Here is a 24,832-nt window from a genome sequence, read left to right on the forward strand (position 1 = left end):
CCCCTGGGGCGGTTCCGGTTCATCTCGGAACGGGAGCTTCCGCGCGATTCCACGCCCTGACAGGCCTGTCCGAGGCGTTCGGGGGCAAACGGCGGTGGACCCGGGAGGTAGCGCGGCCCGGGCGGAATCCGGCCGCACCGCGCCGAGCCCTGGGAGTCCCCGATGCCGACCGCCGTGCCGGACAGAGCTGCCGGAACGCCCGCCAGCCGAGCCGAACCCGTGGCCTACGCCGGCTCGTTCACCCTGCCCCGGGGCACCGGCCGGACCGTCGCACGCATCGGTGCGCTGACCGCGTGCCAGGCGGCGTTGATGGTGGGCATCGGACTCCTGATCACCGGTCCCGCCCACGGGCTGTGGCCGCTGACGGCCGAGGACACCGTGAACGAGGGCCTGGAACAGGCCCGCACCGGCACCCTCACCACGCTGTCGTCCCTCGCCTCGGAGGCCGGCAACACCCTGACGGTGATAGCCATCACGCTTCTGACCTGCCTGGGCCTGCTCGTGACGCCCCGTCTGCCGATGTGGCGCCAAGCGACCTTCCTCGCCGTCGCCGTCTCGCTCCAGTCACTGGTCTTCCTGGCCATCACGGAATCGGTGGACCGACACCGGCCGGAGGTGGACCGGCTCGACGCCTCGCCGCCAACTTCCAGTTACACCTCTGGACACACCGGGGCGGCGACCGCGCTCTACGCGGGTCTGGCCGTGCTCGCGCTGTCCCGTGCCCGCGGGCCGTGGCGCAGGGTCGTGGCGGGGCTGCTGCTGCTCCTGCCGCTGCTCGTGGGCGCCGCCCGGCTCTACCGGGGTATGCATCACCCCACGGACGTCCTGGGCGGACTCGCCAACGGTGCGCTGTCCCTGGTGATCGTGGGCCGCGCCCTGCTCGTCGACCGGTCCGTGTCGGCTGTGCCCTCGGTGGGCGGCGTACCGGCCGCACGAACCGGTGCTGAGCGCCGGCCCGGCACGACCGCCGTGATCCTCAATCCCACGGTGACCGACGACGCCACACGCCACGAGCTGCGGCGGACCCTGGAACGGCACGGCCACCGCGACCCCGTGTTCCTGGAGACCACCGCGGACGACCCCGGGACCGGACAGACGGCCCGCGCGGTCCGCGAGGGCGCGACACTCGTCGTGGTCTGCGGTGGGGACGGGACCGTCCGCACGGTCGCAGACGCCCTGGCCGAGAGCGGTGTTCCGCTGGCCGTCGTCCCCTGCGGCACCGGCAACCTGCTGGCGCGCAATCTCGGTCTGCCGCTCTCCCCCACCGCCGCGCTCGACGCCGCGCTGGGCGGCGTTCCGCACCGGCTCGACCTGGGACGCATCGAGGGCGACGGCCTGACCGCCACCCGGTTCGCCGCGATGGCCGGGGCGGGCCTCGACGCCGCGATGATGGAGCACACCGATCCTCGCGCCAAGGCCCACCTGGGCTGGCCGGCCTACGCCCTGGCCGGGATCGGAACGCTGCGCACACCCCGTATGCGGGTGACGATCCGGCTGGACGGATCCCCCGCCTTCCGCCGTACGGCCCGTATGGTGCTCGTCGCCAACGTAGGAACCGTGCAGGGCGGGGTGACACTGCTGCCCGCAGCCCGTCCCGACGACGGGCTGCTCGACCTCCTGGTCCTCGACCCCCGCGGCCCCCTCGGCTGGTTGCGCGCCGTGCGGACGCTGGTGCGCCGCCGTGCCACGTCGCCCCGGCCCTCCGCCGTGCGGACCATCGCCGCCGATGGCGACACCCAACGCGATTTGCCCGTCGAGTACTTCACCTTCCGACGCGCCGAACTCGCCTTCGACACCCCTCAGTCCCGGGAACTCGACGGGGACCCGGTGGGCCCCGGACGGCGTCTCACCGCCGAGGTCGAGCCCGGCGCACTGACCGTCCTGCTGCCCTCCCGGGAGAAGTGAATGGGAACCGCGACCAAGGTCCCCGAGACCCGTGACATGACCGGGGACGAACTCTCCGCCGACGAGGCACTGGCCTCCCTGCGCCGCTACGGCGGCTGGCCTCTGCTGCGCGACGCGTTCATCCGGTTCCGCTACGCCGACGGGTTCAGCCATTCCCGTGCGCTCGCCCTGCAGACGGTGCTGGCCCTGATCCCGCTCGCCATCGCCTTCGTGGGACTCTCCTCCGCCCTGCACACCGAGGACTTCGGCAGAGTCGCCGAACTGACGATCCGCCGGATCGCCGCGGGCCCGAGCGCCGACGTCGTCGACGACGCACTGCGCCGCAGCCGCCACACCGCGGGCGACGGGGCGCAGGTCGCCCTGTGGTTCGGGCTGGCCTTCTCCCTGGTCAACGTCACCACCGCGATGTGCCAGATAGAGCGCGGCGCCAACCGGATCTACGGGAACGAGCGCGACCGCGTCTTCCACCGGAAGTATCTGCGCGGCCTGGTGATGTCACTCAGCGCGGGAATCCCGCTCGGCCTCGGATTCGTCCTGATGGTGGCCGGCGGCGACCTGGCGTCCGCGGTCGTGACCGTCTACCACCTCGACGGAGGCGCCAAGACCGCCTGGGACATCCTGCGTTGGCCCTTCGGACTGCTCCTCGCCCTCATCTCGGCCAGCGCGATCTTCCGCCGCTCGCCCCGTCGTCAGCAGCCCGGGTACACCTGGCTGGCCTTCGGCGCCGCCGTGTATCTGGTGCTCTGGACGGCGCTGACCTGGCTGTTGAGCCTCTACCTCGGGGTCAGCGGCTCCTTCGACACGGTCTACGGCCCCCTCAGCGCCTTCATGTCGCTGCTGCTCTGGGCCTATCTGACCTCGATCGCCCTGTTCCTCGGGCTTTCCTTCGCCGCGCAGTTGGAGGCCTCACGCGCGCGGCGCCCCGGTCCGATCCACCCCGATCCGGGAGTCTGAATGGCGGCGCGCGTCGCGGTCCGAAGCCTGCGAGAGCGTCGCCGCCGGGCGGCCGACCGCAGATTCGGCGTCCGGCTCCTCGGCTCCGCCGCCGTCGCGGCGATCGCCGCGGTGCCCTTCGGTCTGCTCCTCGTCCTCGTCGAGGGACGATGGCAGCCCCTGCGCCGACTGGACGCGGGCGCTGCCCGACGGCTGCACGGCATCGCCCTGGACCATCCCGCCTGGACGAGTACGCTGCGCTTCCTCTCCAACAGGGTCTGGGATCCGCTCACCCTGCGTACGGCTGTCGCGCTGCTGACCGTCTGGCTGGTGTACCGCCGGGCATGGCGTCTGGCCGCCTGGTCCGCGGTGACGGCCGTGGCCGGCGGTCTCATCGGGCTTCTGGTCAAGACGGTCGTCGAGCGGGCACGTCCGTCGCTGGAGGATCCGGTGGCACGGGCTCCCGGCTTCTCCTTCCCGTCGGGCCACGCGATGACCGCCACCACCTCGTTCGCCATCCTGTTGCTGGTCCTGCTGCCCACGGTGCCGCGCTCACGGCGAGCGCTGTGCTGGTACGCCGCCGTGCTCTCCGTCCTCGGGGTCGGATTCACCCGCGTCGCCCTGGGCGTGCACTGGTTCAGTGATGTGGTGGGCGGCTGGCTGCTCGGTCTGGCCGTGGTCACGCTCACCGCCTGGGCTTTCGAGGCCTGGCGCGCCGACGCGGGGCGGGTCCGTGCCGACGTCGCCGAAGGCCTGGAGCCCGAACTCACCGACGAGCGGCCCGAACCGGGGTCGTCCGGCGGGAAGGAGGAACCGCCCCCTCCATGACGGTTCTTCAGGGTGCCTTGTTCCGTGGCACGGTGGAGGGCCTGGAAGCATGGGCGCATGGACAAGGTCAGCAGCCGCGAGATTCTCGAATCGATCGCGCACGGGTTGAACGACTGGCGCAAGCTCGCTCAGCCCCTCGCCGCCCGCTACCGGGCCGCTGACAGGGGCGCGGGGGCCGCTTTCGTGGGCGCGGTCGCGCAGGCGTCGATCGTCGCCGGACATGACGTCCCGGACATCAGGCTGGGACCCGGTCTGGTCGACGTGAGCCTTTACAGCGTCGACGAGACCGGTGCCCGCTGGATCACCCCGAAGGATCTGGAGCTGGCTCGCGTCATCTCGGGGCTCGCCCGCGAACACGGGCTGACGGCTGCCCCTGACGAGGTGACACAGCTGGAGATCGCCCTCGACACCGCGGACGACACGGCGGCGGGCCCCTTTTGGGCAGCGCTGCTCACGGGAGATGCCGACAACACCGTGTACGACACGGTCTTCGACCCGACGAACCGTGTCCCCAGCGTCTGGTTCCAGCGGACCGACGCCCACGAGACCCCGCGCCAGCGCTGGCACATGGATCTGTGGCTGGCCCCCGAGGCGGCGCGGACGCGTATTCGGGCGGCCGTGGCCGCCGGGGGCACGGTGGTCGACGATTCCCACTCCCCGTCGTACACCGTGCTCGCCGACATGGAGGGAAACCGGGTCTGCGTCTGCACGGCGGCCGAGCGCGATTAGGGAGGCTCACCACCGGACGGGGGCCCGCGCGGGCCCCCGTCCTCAGTGCGGGCGGTAGCTGAGGAGATCTCCTGGCTGGCACTCCAGTACCTCGCAGAGCCGGGTCAGGGTGGTGAACCGTACGGCTCTCGCTCTGCCGTTCTTCAGGATCGACAGGTTCACGTGAGTGACACCGACCCGGTCGGCGAGCTCGGCCAACGTCATCCCGCGTTCTTCGAGCAGGCGGTCGAGGTGGACCTCGATCGCATGCTCCTCCTTCTCTTCTGACATCAGACCGTTCCGTCGAGGTCTTCTCGCATGGTGATGCCGACGCGCATGACCCGGGCGAACGAGAGGACGCCTAGGCCGGTGAGAATCGCCATGTAGGGAATCTGCCATGACAACAGGCCGGTGACGGTACTGCCGTCCGCGTTCCGGCTCAGAGAGTGGACGAGAGACTGCTCGGCCGTGGACTCGGCTATCGCGGCGAGCACGCTGCCGGCCGCCAGCCACCAGCCCAGCCTGCGCAGCCGCCCCGCCGTCCGTGCGGTGTAGAGGCCTTCGCGCTCCGCACCCCGGATCAACAGGAGCACGAGCAGGAGCGCTCCGGCGCTGAACACGAAGGCGGGAACCTGAGTCGCGGTGTGGAGCAGGCTCTGGGCCGTCGTGGGGTTGTCGGTGCAGTAACTCGGGTGGGCGTCGTCCAGCTCGACCGTAGCTCCCGGTGCGGGCTTGAACTCCGGCGCGTCACCGCCGCCCACCGTCGTGGACGTATCCGTGACGCACGCGGACTGGTCGCCGATTCCGAAGGCGCGAAGGTGCGAGCCGTCCACGAACAGCCCCAACACGCCCGCCACCATCAGCGCCGTGAGCAGCGTCACGATGCCCTTGACCGCGCTCGACAGCGGCTCCAGTGGATTACGTACCCGTGCCATGTTCGCCCCCGCATCGATTATCGATGTTATCGAAAAACGATACAGAGCAAGACGGGCCTCGGCAAGATCAATCGACCGTGAACACCGCGTCGACCACCTACGCCTCCAGGTTCGGGAGCCCCACCGAGGTGAGTCGGCGTCATCGAGGGGCCGGAGAGCAGGATCTCCTCGCGGCCGGGCGCGTCCGAGTTCACGGGCGGGCCAGTTCCCCCTGTCGGCCTACCGGCTCATGGTGTTCAGCTGCCGCCGACGGCACAGAATGGCTCGACACCGACACCGACACCGACACGAGGAGCCCTCATGATCTTTATTACCGTCAAGTTCAGCGTCCGCCCCGAAGACGCGGAGCGGTGGCCGGAGATCACCGCCGACTTCACCGCAGCCACCCGCGCCGAGCCCGGCTGTCTCTGGTTCGACTGGTCCCGGAGCATCGAGGACCCCACGGAGTACGTCCTGGTCGAGGCCTTCCGGGACGACGAAGCCGGTGCGTCCCACGTCCAGTCCGAGCACTTCAAGGCCGCCCAGCAGGCCCTGCCCGGCCACTTGGTCGCGACACCGCGCATCGTGAACATGAAGGTCCCCCAGGACGACTGGTCCCTCCTCGGCGAGATGGTCGTCGAAGGGGAGGCGTAGGGGCTGCGGCCGAGGGTCCGCCGGCTCGCGACATCGGTCGCGCGCGTCCTGCTGTTCCCTGGCCGGCGCGAGCAGTTCCTCGAACCGCTGTATGTCCAGCAGGGTTTCGGGTGACCGCGGGGGGCCGGCATACCGGCAGGCCCGGCGCAGAGTGCCGGGCCTGGCGGGCGAGTCACGCGGCCGCCCTGTCGCGGCGCGAGTCCGTTGCGCGAGAAACGGCGGGTGAAAGCGGTGTCGTGGGGACACGGGAACGCAGCCCTGCGTCGTGCCCTCGCGAGGACGTGCCGGTGGGTCAGCCGGCGAATTCCTCCACCGGCTTGGAGAATTCGGCTCCGAGTTGCGACATGAGGTTGCCGAACTCCTTGTCGCTGATCGCCTCGCGGAGCGTCACGAGCACGGCCCGGACGCCGCTGTCGGCCTCGTCCTTCTTGAGCATGTTGCGCTCGGCGACACGCCGTACGGTCTCGTCGTAGCCGAAGACCTCGATGGCCGAGGTGGCGCCCCGCTGAACGGACTCGGCCAAGCCTGCCGGAAGCTCCAGCGCCAGCGCCCGGTCCTTGCTCCCGCTCAGTCGATGGGCGAGCGTCTCCAGCGTGGCACGTGTCAGGTCGGCCGACTCCTGCCGCGACAGGCTCGTGCGCTCCGACACCGCTTGGATGAATTCCCTCTCCTCCACGCGCTGTCTCCTTTTCTGCCTCGTCGGTCCGATATCTGGCTCGTCGGCCCGACGGCTCGGCGGTCTGAAGGCCTGGCGGCTCGAAGTCCTGGTGGTCTCGTGGTCACGCGGCCTGAATCCACCCTGACACGCTGCTGCCGGGCCCGCGCGGGCAAGCCCGTGGCAGCCCGCTCACGAGCGCCGGGGAGGGGGCGCCGTTCAGAGGACCTTGAGCTGGGTGAGCAGCTGCAAGGTGTCGGAATTGACCCAGTACTCGACGAACCTGCCGTCACGCATGCGGAGGGTGTCGGTTCCCGTGAAGGTGACCCCGGTCCCCGGGGCGGCCTCGGCGCCGGGGAAGCCGCCGGCGTAGGTCCCGGTGGCCGTCCACCGCACGGATGCGTGTCGACCGTCCACCAAGGGGGCGACCTGCAACGCGAAACGCAGGTCCGGGAACGCGGCGCGCGTCTGCCCGATCCAGGCCACGAGGCCGTCGACGCCCCGGATGGCGCTGCCGTCGCCGCCGTCGAGGAGGGCGGCATGGACGCGGAAGTCGGGCGAGATGATGCCCGGCGCCTGGCTGTAGTCGCCGTTCCAGAGGCGCAGCCATGCGTCGAGCATCGCCTTCGGCTTCCCGGCGGCCCCGTGGTGGCCCGCGGCGGAGGCCTTCCGTGCGGGCGAGCCGGTCGTCGGGGTGTCCGCGGCGGCAGGCGCGGCGGTGAGGCCGAGGGCGGTGAGCGCGGCGGGGGCGAGCAGGAGGGTCCGGCGGCGCGGAGTGGTGGCGTCGGTGTCGGTCATGGCAGGTCCTCGCGTTTCGGGAAGGGAGCGCGGCCGCGGTCTGCGGTGAGAAGTCGGGGTCAGGGGCGTGGCGGCATGGACCTACGGATTGAGGACGACCTTTCCGGCGACGGTGCCGGACTCGGCCAGCCGCAGGGCCTCGGCGGCGTGGGTCAGCGGCAGTTGGGCGGCGATCTGGGCGGTGACGTCACCGCGCTGGAGGGCGGTGAAGACCTGGGTGAGGTCGGCGCGCAGCCTGGCCCGGAATCGGTTCTTGGACAGGGCCCGGCCGGCCCAGACGTTGAAGAAGTACGCGCGGCGGCGGTTGGGCAGGGCGTTCCACAGCCACACCCGGCCGAGCAGCTTGAGCACGGGCCACTGCTTGGACCCCTCGTCGTCCCGGGTGGAGGCGCTGCCGTAGGAGACGAGCGTGCCGCCGGGGGCGAGCAGGTGCCAGGAGTCGACGGCGCTGCGGCCTCCGACGTGGTCGAAGACGGCGTCGACTCCACCGGGGGCGAGTTCTCGCACACGGGCGGCGACGTTGTCGTTGCGGTAGTCGACGGGGGTGACGCCGCGTTCCCGCAGGGCGTCGTGGTGGCGGGCGGAGGCCGTGCCGATCACCTTCACGCCCGCGGCGTGGGCGAGCTGGACCAGGACCGAGCCGACGCCGCCGTTGGCGCCGTGCACCAGGATGGTCTGCCCGGCGCGGATCCGTGCCTTCCGGTGCAGCATCTGCCAGGCGGTGATGCCGTTGACGACCACGGTCTCCGCCTCCGCCGCCCCGATCCCGTCGGGCACCGGCACCACGTCCGCGGCCTCGACCCGCACATGGCTGGCCCATCCGCCGACCTTGACCAGGGCGGCCACCCGGGTGCCGGCCAGTCCGGGGTCGACGCCCTGGCCGGTGGCGAGGACCGTGCCGACCAGGTCGTAGCCGGGCACGAAGGGGAACGGGGGCTGGTCGTAGTACCGCCCGCGGCGCATCTGCTGCTCGTCAAAGTGTTTCCCCAGGCTTCTCTGAACACTCCTCTTTTCCTCGTCTTTGCAGGTCAGCAGGTGCGGTGCTACCCCGACCGTGTTTATCATTCACAGGGTTTCACCATCCTTCCGGACCCAGATTGGACCCAGAGAAGCTCCGCCGGCAGGCTGTCCCGGCTTCAGCCGGGCGGGCTTCCGGCTGAAGCGCCGGGCACGAAAGCACCTCCAACGCAGACCCCTTGCGGAGCAAGAGAAGCCCTACCCCTCCAGGAGTAGGACCGTGGCTGTCCTACCGACCCCATGGTTTTCCTGTGTCACCAGTTCTGTAGGCGCTGGCGGCAGAATGCCGCGTGTTTTTCCATCCCGATTTGCTCGTACAGCGAGGCAGGTTCACCTCCACTCGCGCCGACAGCACGTCGCGTAGCGCTTGTGGGCGTCCTGGGCGTACGGTTCACCTCCGCTCACGCGGAGAGCAGATCGCCGACCACCCCCTGTCGACAATCGTGTACGGGTCACCTCCGCTCGCGCGGAGAGCAGTGGGCCTGGATCATCCCCGCCGTGGCGCTGACCGGGTCACCACCGCTCGCAGGGAGAGCAGGGCACTCCGACGCAGGCCACCGTGAACAACAACGGGTCACCTCCGCTCGCGCGGAGAGCAGTCGATCGACTGCCGCAATCCGTCCGCGCTGGACGGGTCACCCCCGCTCGCGCGGAGAGCAGGGGGCCGGGGCGACCGGTGTCCCACCCCGCGCCGGGTCACCTCCGCTCGCGCGGAGAGCAGGCCAGCGCCTCGTCAATGGCGCCGATATTCTCCGGGTCACCTCCGCTCGCGCGGAGAGCAGACGTTGGTGCCGTCCTCACGCAGCCGCAGGAACGGGTCACCTCCGCTCGTGCGGAGAGCAGGGACCTGGAGCTGGCCCGCGTCATCTCTGGGCTGGTTCACCTCCGCTCGCGCGGAGAGCAGCTGGTGCGGCCTTCGGGCACGGTCTGGTCCTTCGGGTCACCTCCGCTCGCGCGGAGAGCAGGCCGTGGTACCAGATGCGCAGGGCGCCCATGGCGGGTCACCTCCGCTCGCGCGGAGAGCAGTTCTTCTGCAGGTCGGGCTTGGCGCCGTCCGTCTGGGTCACCTCCGCTCGCGCGGAGAGCAGGCACGCTGACCGAGGATCTTCTCCGTCTCCGACGGGTCACCTCCGCTCGCGCGGAGAGCAGCTCTCGACCGCCGACTACGACGTCCACGGCAGCGGGTCACCTCCGCTCGCGCGGAGAGCAGGTCCCAGCCGACGGGCAGTACCACGTCGTCCGCGGGTCACCTCCGCTCGCGCGGAGAGCAGGCGTTCGGCGGGGCTGATGTGCTGTTCGGTCATGGGTCACCTCCGCTCGCGCGGAGAGCAGAACCCCAGGTCCACACTGATCCACCTGGTCCACGGGTCACCTCCGCTCGCGCGGAGAGCAGCCGAGGGAGCTGGGGAGCATCCGGCTGTACGCCGGGTCACCTTCGCTCGCGCGGAGAGCAGCACGATGCTCGGGGGGGCCTGACGATCTCCCACGGGTCACCTCCGCTCGCGCGGAGAGCAGCCCCACGACCGGCGGGTCGTCTCCCTCATGACCGGGTCACCTCCGCTCGCGCGGAGAGCAGTGGCACGGCAACAGCGACGACACGGACGCCGCCGGGTCACCTCCGCTCGCGCGGAGAGCAGGACTTCCTCCATGAGGGCGCGAGACCGTTCGACGGGTCACCTCCGCTCGCGCGGAGAGCAGCCCGCCGACTGACGGTAGGAGTCCTGGAACACCGGGTCACCTCCGCTCGCGCGGAGAGCAGTCACCGCTCCCCCTCCAGCCTCTTCAGGAACGCGGGTCACCTCCGCTCGCGCGGAGAGCAGTGGACGGACTCGTCGAGCTGGGTTTCGTAGGCCGGGTCACCTCCGCTCGCGCGGAGAGCAGGACTCCGCCACCGTCTCCGCTGCCCCCTGGTGCGGGTCACCTCCGCTCGCGCGGAGAGCAGACGTCCGTACCGTCACCGATGGCAGACCGAGTCGGGGCACCTCCGCTCGCGCGGAGAGCAGGCTCTGACCCGGTTCATTCCGCAGGACCAGATCGGGTCACCTCCGCTCGCGCGGAGAGCAGGGTCGCCGACGCGCTCGTCTTCGCCAAGATCCGGGGTCACCTCCGCTCGCGCGGAGAGCAGGGGATGCCTGTGGCGACGAGGCCGCTGACGGCCGGGTCACCTCCGCTCGCGCGCAGAGCAGGCCAGGCTCCAGGGTGCGTGCTCCCGCTCGATCGGGTCACCTCCGCTCGCGCGGAGAGCAGTCAAGAGCCGACAAGGCCGCCTTGGAAGGCGGCGGGTCACCTCCGCTCGCGCGGAGAGCAGCTCGATCTGCCGGTCGCGACTGGCGAGGCGGGCGGGTCACCTCCGCTCGCGCGGAGAGCAGATCGCCGCCGCATACACCGCGTCCGCAGTGGTCGGGTCACCTCCGCTCGCGCGGAGAGCAGCTGGAGGGGGGCGTTCGTCCTCCGGTGCAGTGCGGGTCACCTCCGCTCGCGCGGAGAGCAGAGTTCGACGATGGCGTAGACGACGGTGCCGGGCGGGTCACCTCCGCTCGCGCGGAGAGCAGCGCTCCGGACATTGCGAACTCGCGGGTCATGGCGGGTCACCTCCGCTCGCGCGGAGAGCAGCCGGTCGCGATGGGGATCCGCCAGTCCATCGGCGGGTCACCTCCGCTCGCGCGGAGAGCAGTGCGCACACGTAGTCGCGACGGTGGAGCAGGGCGGGTCACCTCCGCTCGCGCGGAGAGCAGCCGCCCTGGACCCCGCGCCACGCTTCCACCACCGGGTCACCTCCGCTCGCGCGGAGAGCAGACTTGCTGACCTGCGCGCCTATGAGGGCTTTGCCGTTTCTTGAACTCCCCGTCGGAACGAGATCAGGGTCAGGCCGTCGAAATCCAGCGGTTCCCGTCGGCGAGTACCGGCCGTACGCAGTTCGAATCCCTGTTCGTTGGCTGCGGGGTAGGCGAGTACGGCCGTGCCGTCTCCTGTGCAGGCTGCGACGGAGGACCAGAGGTCGTCGCGGACGCGGGCGGAGACGGTGCCGATGTAGAGCTGGGGGGTGACTTCCAGCAGCCAACGGGTGAGGGCACCGCGGAGGTGGTCGGGGATGGCGCTGGCGGAAATGACGGTCATTGAGGACATTGGCGCCGTCCTGTGGTGGTGGTCACGTGATGGCGGCGTGGTTGGTGCCGCCGGGGATGGTGCCCACGACGGGGTCCCAGAGGTCGACTAGTTGTTCGTCAGGGTCTGGAACGTCGTGGGTGGTGTGGGGGTCAAGGAGGTGCTGGATGTCGGCGACGATGCGTGGGAGGAGCTTGAACAGGCGTAGTCCGTCACGGAAGGAGCGTCGGGCTTCGGCTTCGGGGTTGGTGGAGGCGTGCAGGGAGAAGGCGAGGGGGATGGTGAGGTCGGCTTTGTAGAGGTCGGCGATGTCGTAGACGAATGCCTGCTGGTTGCCGTTGTGGACATAGCCGAGGGCGGGTGAGCAGCCGAGGGCGAGGATGGCGGCGTGGACGACGCCGTACAGGCAGGTGTTGGCGGCGGACAAGGCGAGGTTGACGGGGTCTTGGGTGGCCCAGGAGGCGGGGTCGTAGGCGCGGCGGAAGCGGCCGATCTTGTATTGGCGGGCGAGGAGTTGGTAGTGGGCTTTGACGCGTTGTCCTTCGAGTCCTCGGAGTTGGGCGAGGGTGGTTGCGGCGGGGACAGTGGCGGGGCCGAAGCGTTTTTCGTACATCGCGGTGGCGACGGCGAGGCGCTGGGTGTCGTCGGCCCAGGTGCGGGTCTGGCGTTCGAGCCAGGTGGTGGTGAGGGAGTCGGGGAGGGCGGCTGCGTAACAGCGGACGGCGCCGGATCCGGTGATAAGGACGGTGGTGCCGTGACGGGCGAGGGTAGCCAGGGCGCGGGCGGTGATGGAGGTGCCGGGGCCGAGAAGGACGCAACTGAGGGCCGCGGTGGGGAGGTAGACGGTCTCGGTTCCACGGCGTTCGCTGGTGATCTCGGCGCAGACGCCGGTGTCGTCCTGGTGGATGCGGACGATGTCCAGGTAGAGGAAGGACAGGGAGTCGGCGACACGGGGCAGCATGGCGACGGTGGGTGACGCGAGTCGGCGCCGGGCGTCGGCGGGGCTGCGTTGGGTGCCCGGTGCGGTGGGCCGTGTCATCCGGGGTCCTTGGCGGGCGCGATGCTGAGCAGCCCGCAGCCGTAGGACTTGCCACGTCCGATGCCTTCGGTGATTTTTGCGCGGAGTCGGTCGGGATCGATAACGGCGGCGGTGCCGTCGAAGCGGATGCGGGCGTGGCGGACGCGCTGTTGTGCTGCGGGTCCATGGTGTCCGCGCTGGCCGCTGACGGCGTCCAAGGGGTGGGAGTGCAGGTGGAGGGGTTTGAGGCCGGCGTCTTCGGCTTGGCGCAGCCACCATTGGTCGGCTGCGTTGCCGGTCAGGGCGACGACGGCGGGCAGGTTGTACAGGGCGCGGGTGGTGGCGCCGGGTTTGCGGACGGGGCTGGCGACGCAGCGGTAGCGGATGGTCAGTCCGGGGCGCAGGGCGTCCAGGAGGGGGTCAAGGGGGCGGGTGAGGGCGGTGCCGTAGCCGTCGGGGAGGCGGTCCGGGTCGGGTTGGTGGGTGCTTTGCAGGAGGAGATGGATGCCGGCGGGGGTGTCCTCCACGCGGAAGAGGACGCTGAGGTGGGCGCGGGCGTCGGGGCCTATGTCGGTGGGGAACAGGGACATCAGGCGGCGGTGGAGGCGGATGGCGTCGTCGGCGCCTGAGGTGTCGCGGCGGGCGTCGCGGGAGCGCGGGTCGGGAACGATGCGGGTGAGCCAGACGGTCATCGCGGGCTCCCTTCGGGGCGGGTCAGGTGGGCGGTGAGGTAGGCACCGAGCTGATGGAGATGGGGGGTGCCGAGTCCGGCATAGGGGATGTCGGGAAGGTGGAGGGTGCGCCGGTACAGGGGGCGGGCCCGGTAGGCGCGGTGGCGTGGGTGGAAGGAGAGCGGCTCGTCGTTGACTTCGCCGGACGGATGGGTTCCGTCGTCGGTTCCGGCAGTGGCGGGACTGGCGGGGTGGGGCAGGCGGTTCAGGGGCCGGTCGGAGAGGAATTCGATGCCCTTGGTGCCGGTGCGGGGCGGCTGGGCGGCGAGGGGCAGATGGAGGAGGTGATGCAGAGTGTCGTGGGTCTGGCCGAGCAGGACGGGGCCTTCGGGTGGGCAGGAGCGGCGGCCCAGGAACAGAGGCCATTGCGGGGTACGCAGGGCTTGGGCGCAGCGGTCCAGCAGGTCGTCGTCCTCGGCAGTGGTGTCGGTGAGGGCGACGGTGAAGGCGGCGTCGGCGAGGTAGGTGCGGTGGGTGAGCAGGGTGCCGGTGTCGCCGGTGCGTTTCTTGCCCTCGGCGGTGGTGACGGTGGCTTTGGGGGGCAGGCCGCCGCCGACGGTGTGCAGGTCGCGCAGTAGGACGCCGGGGCGGTCGGTGCGGACGGTCAGCGACAGCCGGGTGAGGTCGTCGAGCGGCTCGCCGCGTCGTCGGCCCAGGGCTGCGGCGAGGAGACCGATGACGCCGGAGCGGGTGGGGAAGCGGGCGGTGTCGCGCTCGTTGAAGTGGCTGTGCTCGCCCCAGGACTGCAGGGGCCCAGCCAGACGCAGCAGCAGTCCGGGCTCGGCGGCCGGGGCGGGCGTGGGCGGTGCGGCGGTCACGCGGTGGCCTCGGTCGCGTGGTGGGGGAAGGCGGTGTTGAGGGCGTCGGTGATCAGGTCGTCGAAGCTGTCGCGGCGGTTGCCGAGGCCGGTCAGGTCCTTGGTGTCCACGCTGGCCCAGCCGTGGTTGAGGACTCGGCCGGTGCCCAGCAGTTTGTTCGCGGCCTGTGCGTACGCGGCGAGTTGCTCGACGGAGGCGGCCGCGTAGCCGCCGTCGGTGGCGGCGCGGACGGGCTTTTCGAAGGCGGCGGCGTAGGACAGCGGGCGGTCGGTGCGCACGGAGATGTGTACGAGGCCGGGGATGGTGTGGGCGGCGGTGGAGTTCTTCTTGGCCTGGGGCAGGGATTCGATGAACGCGCCGAGGAAGGGGTTGAGGAGTTCACGGGCGGCCTGCGGGTCGTCGCCGATGTTGCCAGCGAGGTCGCGCAGGTCGACGGTGGCGTAGCGGTAGAAGGTGCCGGCGCTGAACTCCGCGTGGCCCATGTGGCCGCTGCCGGTGGCGTCGCTCCAGGAGGCGGTGATGTCGTCCACGGCGGAGAAGTAGTCGAGTTCGACGTCCGTCTCGTGGGTGGTCAGGGCGTGGGCGACCTGGACGGCCCCGTCGACGCCGGCGTCGTCGACTTCGGCGAGCATGCGGCCGAAAAGGTTGATGACCCCGTTGCGGGAGCGCAGCACGGTCTCGATGCGGTCCTTGGGCAGGACGCTCTTGTCGGCGGGCTTGGTGATGTCCTTGGCGTTCTCCAGTGCCTCGCGGTGTTCCTCTGCCAGGGCTGCCAGTTCGGCGATGGCGGACTCGGGCACGTAGACCATGGCGTTGGTGAGAACCTTGTTGGCAACGGTCTGTTTGGCGTCGTCGGGCTTCTTGGCCAGCTCGAACTTGATGCTGCTGCCGGCCGCGATGTGGCCGCCGGCCCGCTGGGCGAGGTCCTGGGGCCAGTCACGGTCCTGCAGTTCGCGGCTGACGCGTTCACCGATCCGGCGGGTGCGCAGCGCGGCCTGACCGATGCGTTCCTGGAACAGCTCGCGCATGGCGCGCTTCCAGGACTGGCTGCTGACCCGGGTGCGCAACGTGTTGCCGTACTGGACGGTCTTCACGGAGTTGGTGTCGTCGCGGTTGAGATTGGCGAACGGGACGGACTGTACGACGTGGATGTCGATGAAGCGGGCGGGGGCGGGCATGGAGTCCTCCTGTGGACGGCGGTGCCGGGACGGTGGCGCGGGTCAGATGTCTGTGTGGGGGTCCTGCGTGGCTTGTTGCTGTTGGTCGGCTTCGTCGGTCTTGGCGCGGGTGTTTTCGTTCAGGCGCCGGTAGTAGTCCTGCAGCCATCGGCGGGAGATGCGTCCGCTGTGGACGGGCCAGGCGATGAGGTCGTCCAGGAGCTGGGCCCAGTCGATGGGTACGTCGAGGTCGCGCAGGTAGCGGACGGACGCGGGCAGGTGGCGGTGCAGGCCGTTGGCGCTCTGCCGGGTGAGGAGGTTCAGGCGGCTTTCCGCCGTGGACTGGCGCATGTCCCGGTCGCGGCCGGGTCCTCCGATGACCGCCAGGGCGAAGGCGGTGCCGAGGCTGGCTCCGTAGCGGCTGGTGTGTGCGGCCGGTGCGTTGTCTCGCGGCTGATCCGTGTCGTGGGCAGCCGGTTCCGGTGCGGTGTCCGGGGCGTTGCCGGTGCCGGGGTCCTCGTTGCGTGGGTAGCCGCTGCGGGGCTGGGAGGCGATCATCGCGGCCACCGTGTAGTACGCCCGTTGTTCGGCGTCGGATGCGGTGCGCTGTGTGGGGAGCCAGGGGGTGATCAGGCGGTGCATGGGCCGCACGTGGGCGCTGTCGAGGTCACGGCGCAGCCCGTTGCGCAGGGCGGTACGGGCTCCGGGGTCGTTTCTGCAGGTCTGTTCGATCCATGAGGTGTAGGCCAGGCGTTGTGCGCGCCGGGCAGTGCCCTCCTGGCCGGGGGCAGTCTGGGTGCTCACCCAAGTCTCCTTGTGTCGTGTCCGGGTGATCAGTCGCATTGTGCCGGTGTGCCCGGCTGCTGGCTTGCGGCGGTCTTGGGCCGCGGGCCGTACAGGTCGATGCGGGCGGTTGAGACCGCCTTGGCGCCGCGCAGGGTCCGGGTGACGGAGTCGGTGACCGTGTCGTACGCCTCTTCGGCCAATCGCAGGAACGCGGCTCGTGTCGCGGGAGCGTCGAGACCGGCGTCCAGGGTGCGGGCGGCGCTGTCGAGTTGCCTGAAGCGGGTCCAGAATTCGGTTTCGGCGTGCGGCCAGTAGCGTGCGGCGGCCTGGGCGGCCCAGCTCTCGCCGTTCGCCTTGGGGTCGTTCATGTAGAGGGCCCAGGCCCGCTTGACGGCGCGGTCCAGGCGGCGGCCGAACATCTCGCCGAGCTGCCGCAGCCGCGCCACGGCAGGCGCCGTGTGCGGGGCGCGGTCCTCGACGTAGCCGAGGACCGGCGGGGTGGTGGCGTCGATGAATTGAACGTCCTTGGCCTGGCCGTCCTGCTCGAACCCCAGCGCCCGCACCCGCAGGGACTCGCTCACCTCGAAGGCGCTGTCGAACACCTTGGGCTGCTCGGGTTGGGCGCTGCCGACGGGGTGTTTGAGCAGGAGGGCGTCCAGGTCCCGCCATAGGGCCCTGCGGGAGTCGGCTGGGCGCGGATAGGGGTTGCCCTGCTGGCTGATCTGCCAGATCAGGAAGTCGTCCCGGCGGGGAATGCGGTGGTCGCGGTAGGCCCAGGTGATGAAGGCGTCCCCGACGAGCCGGCTGTCGTTCTCGTCCGGTACGAGGAGCAGGGCGTGCTGCGAGCAGGCGGTCAGCCGTGAGCACGGGCCCGACGGTGCGCGGGGCACCGCGTCGGGGTCCGGCAGAGCGTCCCACTCCCACGGGCACTGGTCCTCCTCGCGCCGCACGGTGGAGTCCGGGGGGATCAGCCCCGCCAGCAGCGTTTGAAGGAGGTTGTCTCCCTCGGGGTGGTAGGACAGCGCGGTACGCAGCGGGCCGGCCTTGGCGCTTGCGGTCTTGACGCCGTTGACCTCGCGGGACGAACAGCGTCCAGAGGGGCCGTAGTAGTGCCACACCAGCAGATTCAAAATCGCTTCCGGCACGGTCGGAAGATCCGGGGAGGCATCGCTGACGTGGCGGAACCACGCATGGTTGTTGCCTGCGGGCCGGGTCACGATCAGCTTGTTCACCCCGGCGCTGTTATCCGCGTCGCACTGCGCGGCAAGACGGGCGTCCTGCATCCAGGGACGGCCGCCCCCGGGGTCGAACAGGAAGAAGCGGTCGCCGTATTCGGTGAAGTACTCGTCGATCTTCTCTTCCGGCAGCCCGCCCGCGAGCACGAAGCCAAGGCGTCGCTCGCCCCAGTCGCCGGGTTCCGCCTCGTCCAGTTCGGTGACGCGGGCGGTGAGCGCGTACAGGATCCGCAGCAGCGCGGCATGCGCCGGTGGCTCAGCGATTGCCAGAGCGGCGATCTCCGCGCTGCGCAGCAGGAGTTCACGCAAGCCGACCAGACCAGGCCGTTCTCCTGATGCGCCGGGAATCCAGCGAACGGGTATCCACGGCTCGTCCAGCAGGTTGAATGTACGACTCGTCAGCATGCGGCTCCTGTCGTTGGGTCACAATGAGGCGAGGGGTCCCCGCACAGAGCGGGGGTGACCCGCCTGTCGTTTGCAGCGATACGGCAGAACCATCCCCCTGCCCGTGCAAACGGGTGTCGGCACCCGCGACGGCTTCCTCAGGACACATCCGCAGGGCCCCCTCACCACAACTCGGCAAAGTTACAAGCCTGTTGTTTGTAGGTGGGGCAACTTCGGGGAGTCGGTCACGATCGCTCGGAATCGGTCAGGTAGCTTCCAGGCCGACGTCAGAGATCGTGATTGTTCGGTCGCCGTAGCGGCAGCTCCAGGACCCTTGGTGTGCCGGCGTCATGCGCAGCAGCGCGAGGTCGCGCAACAAGGGCTGCCTGTTCCAGCTCGCCGGTGCGAGCACGTCCTGGTCGGCGCCACCGCGCAACCACTTGCCAGGCACGGGTGCGGCATGAGCCATGACGGACGCAAGTTCGTCACGGGAAGGGCCGCGCCGTCCGCCACGGGGGAACGGGATCGTCCCGTTCTCGTCCAGCGTGAGATCCCCACCCGGCTGTTCGTACAGGCACAGCACACGTCCGCTGTCCGCACCGAGCCGGGTGGTGACCAGTTCTTCGGTGATACCGGTTTCCCGCCGGCTCAGCTTGTACAGGTCGCCTCTCACGTCGGCGGGTGCGCAGATGCCGACCATGTCGGCGAAATGCTCCTCGGCCATCTCACCGGCCTGACGCTCGGCATCCATCCTACGCACCTGCCGTTCGACCGCGCCGTCCAGCGAATCGACGAAGTCTTCCGCGTACACAGCGTCCACGAGGCGCTGGACGTCGCCCGGCACCTCGATGCGACCGTCCGGCAGACCGTTCAGCAGCAGGGCCGTGCGCCACAGGAGGCCGGCATCGTAGACCGATCCCCACGTGCGGGGGACCTCGGTCGCCTTCTGCGCGTTGACCGGCTCCAGCACCACCAGGCGCGGCCGGTCCTCCGGCACCGCCCAGGCAGGACGCCCTGTCGTACCACGTGCGTGACGGCGTCCGCGCCCCGCGCGCTGAAGAAGCTGGGCCAGGGGGGCGAGGTCGCTGACCACCAGATCGAAGTCCAGATCCAGGGACTGCTCCACCACCTGCGTGGCGACCAGGATCGACGCAGCGCGCGGCTGCGCCACGTCCTGCGGCGTACGCGGCTTCCCGTACGCGTTCTCGCATTCCTCGGTGATCCGCTGCCGTACGACTGCCGGATAGCGCGAGTGCAGCAGCCGCAGCCCGCCTGCACGGGCGGCCAGTGCCGGGAAAGCCCTGCGTAGATCGCGGAAGGTCCGCTGGGCCTCCGCCACGGTGGTGCAGCACACCAGCGCGGTGCCGCCTTCCTCAGCGACCGGCCGCAGCACCTCGCGCAGCGCCTCCCGGCGCCCGCCCGATCCGACGGACACTTCCGGCCCGTCACCGGTGTCCCACGCGACCTGACGGACCGCCACCTCCAGCGCGCGGGCCCGCTCGCTTTCCGTTGCCCGCGGGGCCGACACCTCGCCTGTGGCGGCATCGGTGAACACCCAGCCCGGATAGCACGGTTGCACCGATGAAGGCTCCGGGAACCCAGCACCCCGGCGGTAGGCGTCCACCAGCGATCCTGCCGTCCGCCCGGTCAGCGTCGCCGACAGCAGAACCACGGGAGCGCCGAAGGCACCGAGCCATTCGAGCAAGCGGGTCAGGAGCTTGTGCATCCACGGCCCATACGCATGAGCCTCATCGACGACGAAGACCTTGTCCGACAGGCTGAACAGCTTCAGCGCGTTGTGCGTGAGAGGCAGGACCGCGCTGAGAGCCTGGTCAATCGTGCCCACGCCCAGTGGCGCGAGCAGACCGCGCTTCGGCCCGCGCAGCCACGCTCCGGCCTCGACCGCCGTGGCCTGCCCGGCACTCACCTCACCGTCCTGAAAGCTGCTGTCATCGTGCGCGTTCCCGGCATACGCCGGACTGAGCCAGGCCATGGAGTGCAGCAGCGTCAACGCCCGCTCTCCCGCCAGTGCCCTCTCGGCAAACTGTTCGACCCGCGGGAACATGCCGTTCGCGGTGGCCATGGTCGGCAAAGCGAAGTACAGGCCACGGGCATCGGCCGCCCGGCCCAGCACCGATGCCGCAAACAGGGCTGCTTCGGTCTTGCCGTCACCCGTCGGCGCCGTAACCAGCACCAGCCCCGCACCGCGCCTGTCCACCAGCTCCGGAAGCCCAGCGACAACATCGGCCTGTAGCGAGTTGGGAGCGAACGGGAACATGTCCTCGAACTTCTCCGCCTCGAACCGTGCCCGCCCCAGCCGAGCCGCACCGACCAGTCCCACAGCCGCCTGCTGCGACTGCCGCCAATGGGCGTCCAGTTCTGCCGCCGTACCCTGCCATCCGTCCGGCGGCAGCAGGGGTTCAATCGCCTCGGTCTGGCTGGCAAGCCAATCCGCGATCACGACCAGACCGGTGACGACCACGTCCAACTCGGCCGGAAGCCCTCCTCCGGGCACGGCGTCAGCACCAACGACGCGCCGCAACTCGGCAAAGTGCACCCGCCGCTGTCCGGCCCAGCCGTCCTCTCCCAGACCGGGCTCATAGCAACTGGCCGAGGCCAGTTCTTTGGCCAGCAGGACCGCACCGTAACGCCCGTGATGTCCTCCGAGCATCTGGGCAACCTGATGAAAGACAGCCAGCCGCATCAGCCGGCGATCACCGGGATAGCCCGCGTCCTCAAGGAGTTGAGCCAGCGCCCAGTGCGTGGCCATTTCATGCCGGAACGCACGCAAGGCGTCAGCCCCCGGTGCGAACCCGTACGCCGGATCCGCCCGAACAGCCGCGAAAGCCTGCGGCACCTGCGCCTGAAACGGCGGCGTAATCTTGCCCAGATCGTGCAGCCCGGCCCAGAAGGACAACGTCGCCCGGGACTCGTCCAAGGTCAGCCCGAGCGCCTCCGCTATTCGATGACGCGTACGTGGCCCAAGAAACCGGTCCCACAGAACCGCGAACACCGCAGCCGTGTCCAGCAGATGACAGATCACCGGATAGGGCCGCGACAAGTGCTTCTCCTTGCCCCAAAAACGGCAGTCTGCTGCAAGATCTCGCCGGCTCACGCACTCGCGCTTCGTCATGGGTAAGGGATAGCAGCCGCCACTGACAACGAAGGGGACTCGCAAGGCCCACCACCCCACCACCGGCACGTTCGGGCCGTAAGCTCCACAGTCATGACAAGACGTCGTCCGACCAAACGACCAATCGAGGCACGTCACTTCTGCAGCAAAGAGAATGCAAAGGGCCGCTAGCGTCCCAGGTCAGGAAGTGTCCTCTCCGCGCGAGCGGAGGTAAGCCGTTGCCGCCGGTGCCGTTGACGTTCGAGAACGAGTCCTCTCCGCGCGAGCGGAGGTAAGCCGCCTGGCCATAACCCTTGGGGCTGATCTTGGCCGTCCTCTCCGCGCGAGCGGAGGTAAGCCGTTCGGCCTGTACAGAGAATCGCCACGAACCAGGTCCTCTCCGCGCGAGCGGAGGTAAGCCGAAAGCGGAATGGGTGCTTCTTCCCGATCTGCTGTCCTCTCCGCGCGAGCGGAGGTAAGCCGCCGGTCGTGGACCTCTCGCACATCGTCGCGGCGTCCTCTCCGCGCGAGCGGAGGTAAGCCGTCCAGCTCCAGCGCGACATCATGATCTACCGTGTCCTCTCCGCGCGAGCGGAGGTAAGCCGCGGTCCATGTCGCCCTTGTAAGCCTTGGTGGTGTCCTCTCCGCGCGAGCGGAGGTAAGCCGCCGAACTCGCCGACATCCGCGAGTCCGTCGGCGTCCTCTCCGCGCGAGCGGAGGTAAGCCGGTAACGAGGACGTCGGCGCCTCGGTCGTTGGCGTCCTCTCCGCGCGAGCGGAGGTAAGCCGGTGCTCATCTGGATTGACGAGGCGGGCGAGGCGTCCTCTCCGCGCGAGCGGAGGTAAGCCGAAAGGCGCCGGAATCGATATCCCCCGCGTGACGTCCTCTCCGCGCGAGCGGAGGTAAGCCGTTCATCGTCGCCAGGTCCAGCACCACGTCGACGTCCTCTCCGCGCGAGCGGAGGTAAGCCGGCGCAGCAGCGGGCGAAGGCGCAGGCGGAAGCGTCCTCTCCGCGCGAGCGGAGGTAAGCCGCATCACCGCGCTGGCCAGCTTGCGGGCCGGGTGTCCTCTCCGCGCGAGCGGAGGTAAGCCGGTCAAGGGCGGCGGAATGCGTCGGGGCGCCTGGTCCTCTCCGCGCGAGCGGAGGTAAGCCGTCCTCGGAGTCGTGGGGCGTCGGTTCCTCGTCGTCCTCTCCGCGCGAGCGGAGGTAAGCCGTCCGTGAACGGGATGAGCTTCCGGTTCGAAGTGTCCTCTCCGCGCGAGCGGAGGTAAGCCGGATGTCGATCAGACCGAACCAGCCGCCCGACTGTCCTCTCCGCGCGAGCGGAGGTAAGCCGATGTTGGAAGCCTGCTCCCAGTCGATGGTCAGGTCCTCTCCGCGCGAGCGGAGGTAAGCCGCGCCACGGAGCCCCCCTCCCCTTCCCGCCTGCGTCCTCTCCGCGCGAGCGGAGGTAAGCCGCCGACGCCGGCGAACCTGGACGTTCGCGCATCGTCCTCTCCGCGCGAGCGGAGGTAAGCCGCGTTCCGCTGACGCCAAGGTCCGCAAGGAACGGTCCTCTCCGCGCGAGCGGAGGTAAGCCGGAGGAATCATGCGTGCGAAGGTGCTGGAAGACGTCCTCTCCGCGCGAGCGGAGGTAAGCCGTCCCCGATGATCCATGCGAGTAGGTAGCTGGCGTCCTCTCCGCGCGAGCGGAGGTAAGCCGAACAACCCGTTCGCGTTGATGAGGTAGTTGGTGTCCTCTCCGCGCGAGCGGAGGTAAGCCGGTGTACCGGTACCCGCGGACGTAGCCCGGGACGTCCTCTCCGCGCGAGCGGAGGTAAGCCGAGGCGTGGATCGTGGCTCTCGACCAGGACATCGTCCTCTCCGCGCGAGCGGAGGTAAGCCGTTCAACGAACCCGCCTCCGGGACCGTGACGCTGTCCTCTCCGCGCGAGCGGAGGTAAGCCGGCCTTGAGGTCGACATCGACGTCCTCCAGGACGTCCTCTCCGCGCGAGCCGAGGTAAGCCGTACATGATCGCGGCGAGGATCAGGGCGGCCGCGTCCTCTCCGCGCGAGCGGAGGTAAGCCGGACGGGCAGGACGACGCTTATCGCGAGGCCGAGTCCTCTCCGCGCGAGCGGAGGTAAGCCGCCTTCGAGCTTGAGCAGCTGCTTGGTGGGGGGGTGTCCTCTCCGCGCGAGCGGAGGTAAGCCGTACGAGTCGCATCGCAGCCTGGTCGTGCCGCCGTCCTCTCCGCGCGAGCGGAGGTAAGCCGGTCCACTCCTGTTCTTCGAGTTATGTGGGTGGGTCCTCTCCGCGCGAGCGGAGGTAAGCCGTTCCTCAACATCGAGGAGATCGCGGTCATCATGTCCTCTCCGCGCGAGCGGAGGTAAGCCGACGATCATGAGTCAGCCTGGTGATACCAGGCTGTCCTCTCCGCGCGAGCGGAGGTAAGCCGACCCTGTTCACCGTCAGCGGCGGCATGGTCCTGTCCTCTCCGCGCGAGCGGAGGTAAGCCGACACCGCGAGCGGACTCGCCGCCGTCAACACCGTCCTCTCCGCGCGAGCGGAGGTAAGCCGTTGTAGACCGTGGTGAGCTGGTGGGTCCCGCTGTCCTCTCCGCGCGAGCGGAGGTAAGCCGTGGAAGACGGCGCGCTCGACGAGGAACTGGTCGTCCTCTCCGCGCGAGCGGAGGTAAGCCGCCGACGACGAGGCCGGCGTCGCGGGCCCGCTTGTCCTCTCCGCGCGAGCGGAGGTAAGCCGTACGCGGTGGTCACTGCTCTGTCGCAGGACATGTCCTCTCCGCGCGAGCGGAGGTAAGCCGGTGTCGGCGTCGCCGGTGGTCGGTACCCCGGTGTCCTCTCCGCGCGAGCGGAGGTAAGCCGCCTGCGAAGACTCGGTCTGCCATCGGTGACGGGTCCTCTCCGCGCGAGCGGAGGTAAGCCGCAGACTGCGGGGGCACCTGTCACGCGGGTTCGGTCCTCTCCGCGCGAGCGGAGGTAAGCCGGGAACCCCGGGCCGCGTAGTCCGCATCGACGAGTCCTCTCCGCGCGAGCGGAGGTAAGCCGGCGCCGGAGGAGAGCTGGATGGTCTCGATGTCGTCCTCTCCGCGCGAGCGGAGGTAAGCCGATCCGGTAGTACAGCGCGCCGTTGACCCTGTCGTCCTCTCCGCGCGAGCGGAGGTAAGCCGGCGCCGGAGGAGAGCTGGATGGTCTCGATGTCGTCCTCTCCGCGCGAGCGGAGGTAAGCCGACGTTGAGGCTGCCCCGAATGTTAGTCTCCGCGTCCTCTCCGCGCGAGCGGAGGTAAGCCGCCCCCTGACCGGGGCCCGGGCCGTGGTGGGCAGTCCTCTCCGCGCGAGCGGAGGTAAGCCGACGGGTTACTCGGCCGCCCTGGAGGCGGCGAAGTCCTCTCCGCGCGAGCGGAGGTAAGCCGTTGAGTAGCGCGGGTCCGCCGCCGATGGTGCCGTCCTCTCCGCGCGAGCGGAGGTAAGCCGCAACTGGGCGACGTCGTGCTCCGTCCACTTCCGTCCTCTCCGCGCGAGCGGAGGTAAGCCGTCGGGGCCCATCTTCATCTCCCTGACCAGGGAGTCCTCTCCGCGCGAGCGGAGGTAAGCCGACGTGGCCGGTGGCGTAGGCCCGGCGGGCGTAGTCCTCTCCGCGCGAGCGGAGGTAAGCCGTCGCGGGTGTTCACCCAGGTCCGCCGCACGGGGTCCTCTCCGCGCGAGCGGAGGTAAGCCGTCGCCCTTCCACAGTCCGTTCGCGACGAGCAGGTCCTCTCCGCGCGAGCGGAGGTAAGCCGATGCGTCTGGATTCCCTGAGCGCCACGCAGTTGTCCTCTCCGCGCGAGCGGAGGTAAGCCGCTCTACTGGTGGGTGGGGAACACCGGCTCCGGGTCCTCTCCGCGCGAGCGGAGGTAAGCCGGTGCGGGTACGCGATCGCCCCGTCTTTGATCTGTCCTCTCCGCGCGAGCGGAGGTAAGCCGGCTATTCGTTCGGCTGTTGTCGGCGACGGCTGAAAATTGGACCAGTAGCGGCGCTTGAAAGTTGACCCCTCCAGGGGGTCTGGCTCGTTGAGCCAGGCCGGGAGGAGTGGTG

General features: G+C 69.9%; 17 protein-coding genes, 1 pseudogene and 2 CRISPR repeat arrays. Of the genes and pseudogenes, 5 read left to right on the forward strand and 13 right to left on the reverse strand.

The genetic code is table 11. The annotated features are described in order from the left end of the window. Positions 1 to 162: 162 nt before the first annotated feature. The 4 genes from ABZX90_RS25465 to ABZX90_RS25480 are packed head-to-tail and all read left to right on the forward strand — an operon-like array spanning position 163 to position 4,395. Positions 163 to 1,905, forward strand: coding sequence for a diacylglycerol kinase family protein (locus ABZX90_RS25465; RefSeq protein ID WP_355208356.1), 1,743 nt, complete (start codon positions 163 to 165; stop codon positions 1,903 to 1,905). Beyond that, positions 1,906 to 2,859, forward strand: coding sequence for a YihY/virulence factor BrkB family protein (locus ABZX90_RS25470; RefSeq protein WP_351133018.1), 954 nt, complete (start codon positions 1,906 to 1,908; stop codon positions 2,857 to 2,859). Continuing rightward, positions 2,860 to 3,666: a phosphatase PAP2 family protein gene (locus ABZX90_RS25475; RefSeq protein WP_355208360.1), complete on the forward strand. Its 807-nt coding sequence runs from the start codon at positions 2,860 to 2,862 to the stop codon at positions 3,664 to 3,666. It begins immediately after the preceding gene. Between the two features lie 57 nt (positions 3,667 to 3,723). Continuing rightward, positions 3,724 to 4,395, forward strand: coding sequence for a VOC family protein (locus ABZX90_RS25480; RefSeq protein WP_355208363.1), 672 nt, complete (start codon positions 3,724 to 3,726; stop codon positions 4,393 to 4,395). A gap of 42 nt (positions 4,396 to 4,437) precedes the next feature. Here ABZX90_RS25480 and ABZX90_RS25485 read toward each other — a convergent pair whose 3' ends face one another. After that, positions 4,438 to 4,665: a helix-turn-helix transcriptional regulator gene (locus ABZX90_RS25485; RefSeq protein ID WP_351131071.1), complete on the reverse strand. Its 228-nt coding sequence runs from the start codon at positions 4,663 to 4,665 to the stop codon at positions 4,438 to 4,440. Beyond that, on the reverse strand, positions 4,665 to 5,309 hold the full coding sequence (locus ABZX90_RS25490) for a DUF2975 domain-containing protein (protein WP_355208367.1): 645 nt from the start codon (positions 5,307 to 5,309) through the stop codon (positions 4,665 to 4,667). The genes ABZX90_RS25485 and ABZX90_RS25490 overlap by 1 nt, the downstream gene beginning before the upstream one ends. A 300-nt stretch (positions 5,310 to 5,609) precedes the next feature. Here ABZX90_RS25490 and ABZX90_RS25495 point away from each other — a divergent pair, with 300 nt between their 5' ends. Next, positions 5,610 to 5,942 carry a putative quinol monooxygenase gene (locus tag ABZX90_RS25495; RefSeq protein WP_355208370.1) on the forward strand — a complete coding sequence of 111 codons (333 nt, stop codon included), beginning with the start codon at positions 5,610 to 5,612 and terminating at the stop codon, positions 5,940 to 5,942. A 292-nt stretch (positions 5,943 to 6,234) separates the two neighbouring features. Here the strand turns inward: ABZX90_RS25495 and ABZX90_RS25500 are convergent, their stop codons facing one another. From ABZX90_RS25500 to ABZX90_RS25550, 11 genes and pseudogenes are all read right to left on the reverse strand, one after another. Beyond that, positions 6,235 to 6,618: a DUF2267 domain-containing protein gene (locus ABZX90_RS25500; RefSeq protein ID WP_351131074.1), complete on the reverse strand. Its 384-nt coding sequence runs from the start codon at positions 6,616 to 6,618 to the stop codon at positions 6,235 to 6,237. A gap of 198 nt (positions 6,619 to 6,816) precedes the next feature. Beyond that, a complete protein-coding gene (locus ABZX90_RS25505) occupies positions 6,817 to 7,395 on the reverse strand; it encodes a nuclear transport factor 2 family protein (protein WP_355208373.1) in 579 nt (192 codons plus the stop codon). 81 nt (positions 7,396 to 7,476) lie between these two features. Then, a pseudogene (locus ABZX90_RS25510) lies at positions 7,477 to 8,367 on the reverse strand (medium chain dehydrogenase/reductase family protein); the annotation flags it as partial. Positions 8,368 to 8,738: 371 nt separating this feature from the next. After that, a CRISPR array of direct repeats spans positions 8,739 to 11,208; the repeat unit is 29 nt; unit sequence CGGGTCACCTCCGCTCGCGCGGAGAGCAG. Between the two features lie 18 nt (positions 11,209 to 11,226). Continuing rightward, positions 11,227 to 11,538 (reverse strand): type I-E CRISPR-associated endoribonuclease Cas2e, encoded by a 312-nt coding sequence (gene cas2e / locus ABZX90_RS25515; protein WP_355208376.1) that lies wholly within the window; start codon positions 11,536 to 11,538, stop codon positions 11,227 to 11,229. Between the two features lie 22 nt (positions 11,539 to 11,560). Further along, a complete protein-coding gene (cas1e, locus tag ABZX90_RS25520; protein ID WP_355208379.1) occupies positions 11,561 to 12,556 on the reverse strand; it encodes a type I-E CRISPR-associated endonuclease Cas1e in 996 nt (331 codons plus the stop codon). After that, positions 12,553 to 13,227: a type I-E CRISPR-associated protein Cas6/Cse3/CasE gene (cas6e, locus tag ABZX90_RS25525; protein ID WP_355208382.1), complete on the reverse strand. Its 675-nt coding sequence runs from the start codon at positions 13,225 to 13,227 to the stop codon at positions 12,553 to 12,555. Before cas6e ends, cas1e begins: the two co-directional genes overlap by 4 nt. After that, positions 13,224 to 14,084 carry a type I-E CRISPR-associated protein Cas5/CasD gene (gene cas5e / locus ABZX90_RS25530; protein ID WP_355208385.1) on the reverse strand — a complete coding sequence of 287 codons (861 nt, stop codon included), beginning with the start codon at positions 14,082 to 14,084 and terminating at the stop codon, positions 13,224 to 13,226. Before cas5e ends, cas6e begins: the two co-directional genes overlap by 4 nt. After that, positions 14,081 to 15,262, reverse strand: a complete 1,182-nt coding sequence (gene cas7e / locus ABZX90_RS25535; RefSeq protein WP_355208388.1) for a type I-E CRISPR-associated protein Cas7/Cse4/CasC — start codon at positions 15,260 to 15,262, stop codon at positions 14,081 to 14,083. Before cas7e ends, cas5e begins: the two co-directional genes overlap by 4 nt. Positions 15,263 to 15,304: 42 nt before the next feature. Beyond that, entirely contained in the window at positions 15,305 to 16,045 is a 741-nt protein-coding gene (gene casB, locus ABZX90_RS25540) for a type I-E CRISPR-associated protein Cse2/CasB (RefSeq protein ID WP_355208391.1), read from the reverse strand. A gap of 29 nt (positions 16,046 to 16,074) precedes the next feature. Continuing rightward, entirely contained in the window at positions 16,075 to 17,667 is a 1,593-nt protein-coding gene (gene casA, locus ABZX90_RS25545; protein WP_355208394.1) for a type I-E CRISPR-associated protein Cse1/CasA, read from the reverse strand. A gap of 244 nt (positions 17,668 to 17,911) precedes the next feature. Further along, positions 17,912 to 20,779: a CRISPR-associated endonuclease Cas3'' gene (locus ABZX90_RS25550; RefSeq protein ID WP_355208397.1), complete on the reverse strand. Its 2,868-nt coding sequence runs from the start codon at positions 20,777 to 20,779 to the stop codon at positions 17,912 to 17,914. Between the two features lie 189 nt (positions 20,780 to 20,968). Continuing rightward, a CRISPR array of direct repeats spans positions 20,969 to 24,720; the repeat unit is 29 nt; unit sequence GTCCTCTCCGCGCGAGCGGAGGTAAGCCG. Positions 24,721 to 24,832: the final 112 nt, after the last annotated feature.

The organism is Streptomyces sp. NPDC002935 (genome assembly GCF_040611295.1).
In the GTDB taxonomy this organism is placed as follows: Bacteria; Actinomycetota; Actinomycetes; order Streptomycetales; family Streptomycetaceae; genus Streptomyces.

Coding starts and splice junctions, on each gene's coding strand:
- ABZX90_RS25495 (WP_355208370.1), top strand. CDS start 5,610: ATGATCTTTATTACCGTCAAGTTCAGCGTCCGCCCCGAAGACGCGGAG.
- cas7e (WP_355208388.1), bottom strand. CDS start 15,262: ATGCCCGCCCCCGCCCGCTTCATCGACATCCACGTCGTACAGTCCGTC.
- ABZX90_RS25465 (WP_355208356.1), top strand. CDS start 163: ATGCCGACCGCCGTGCCGGACAGAGCTGCCGGAACGCCCGCCAGCCGA.
- ABZX90_RS25505 (WP_355208373.1), bottom strand. CDS start 7,395: ATGACCGACACCGACGCCACCACTCCGCGCCGCCGGACCCTCCTGCTC.
- ABZX90_RS25475 (WP_355208360.1), top strand. CDS start 2,860: ATGGCGGCGCGCGTCGCGGTCCGAAGCCTGCGAGAGCGTCGCCGCCGG.
- cas6e (WP_355208382.1), bottom strand. CDS start 13,227: ATGACCGTCTGGCTCACCCGCATCGTTCCCGACCCGCGCTCCCGCGAC.
- cas1e (WP_355208379.1), bottom strand. CDS start 12,556: ATGACACGGCCCACCGCACCGGGCACCCAACGCAGCCCCGCCGACGCC.
- cas2e (WP_355208376.1), bottom strand. CDS start 11,538: ATGTCCTCAATGACCGTCATTTCCGCCAGCGCCATCCCCGACCACCTC.
- ABZX90_RS25470 (WP_351133018.1), top strand. CDS start 1,906: ATGGGAACCGCGACCAAGGTCCCCGAGACCCGTGACATGACCGGGGAC.
- ABZX90_RS25490 (WP_355208367.1), bottom strand. CDS start 5,309: ATGGCACGGGTACGTAATCCACTGGAGCCGCTGTCGAGCGCGGTCAAG.
- ABZX90_RS25550 (WP_355208397.1), bottom strand. CDS start 20,779: ATGACGAAGCGCGAGTGCGTGAGCCGGCGAGATCTTGCAGCAGACTGC.
- ABZX90_RS25480 (WP_355208363.1), top strand. CDS start 3,724: ATGGACAAGGTCAGCAGCCGCGAGATTCTCGAATCGATCGCGCACGGG.
- ABZX90_RS25485 (WP_351131071.1), bottom strand. CDS start 4,665: ATGTCAGAAGAGAAGGAGGAGCATGCGATCGAGGTCCACCTCGACCGC.
- casA (WP_355208394.1), bottom strand. CDS start 17,667: ATGCTGACGAGTCGTACATTCAACCTGCTGGACGAGCCGTGGATACCC.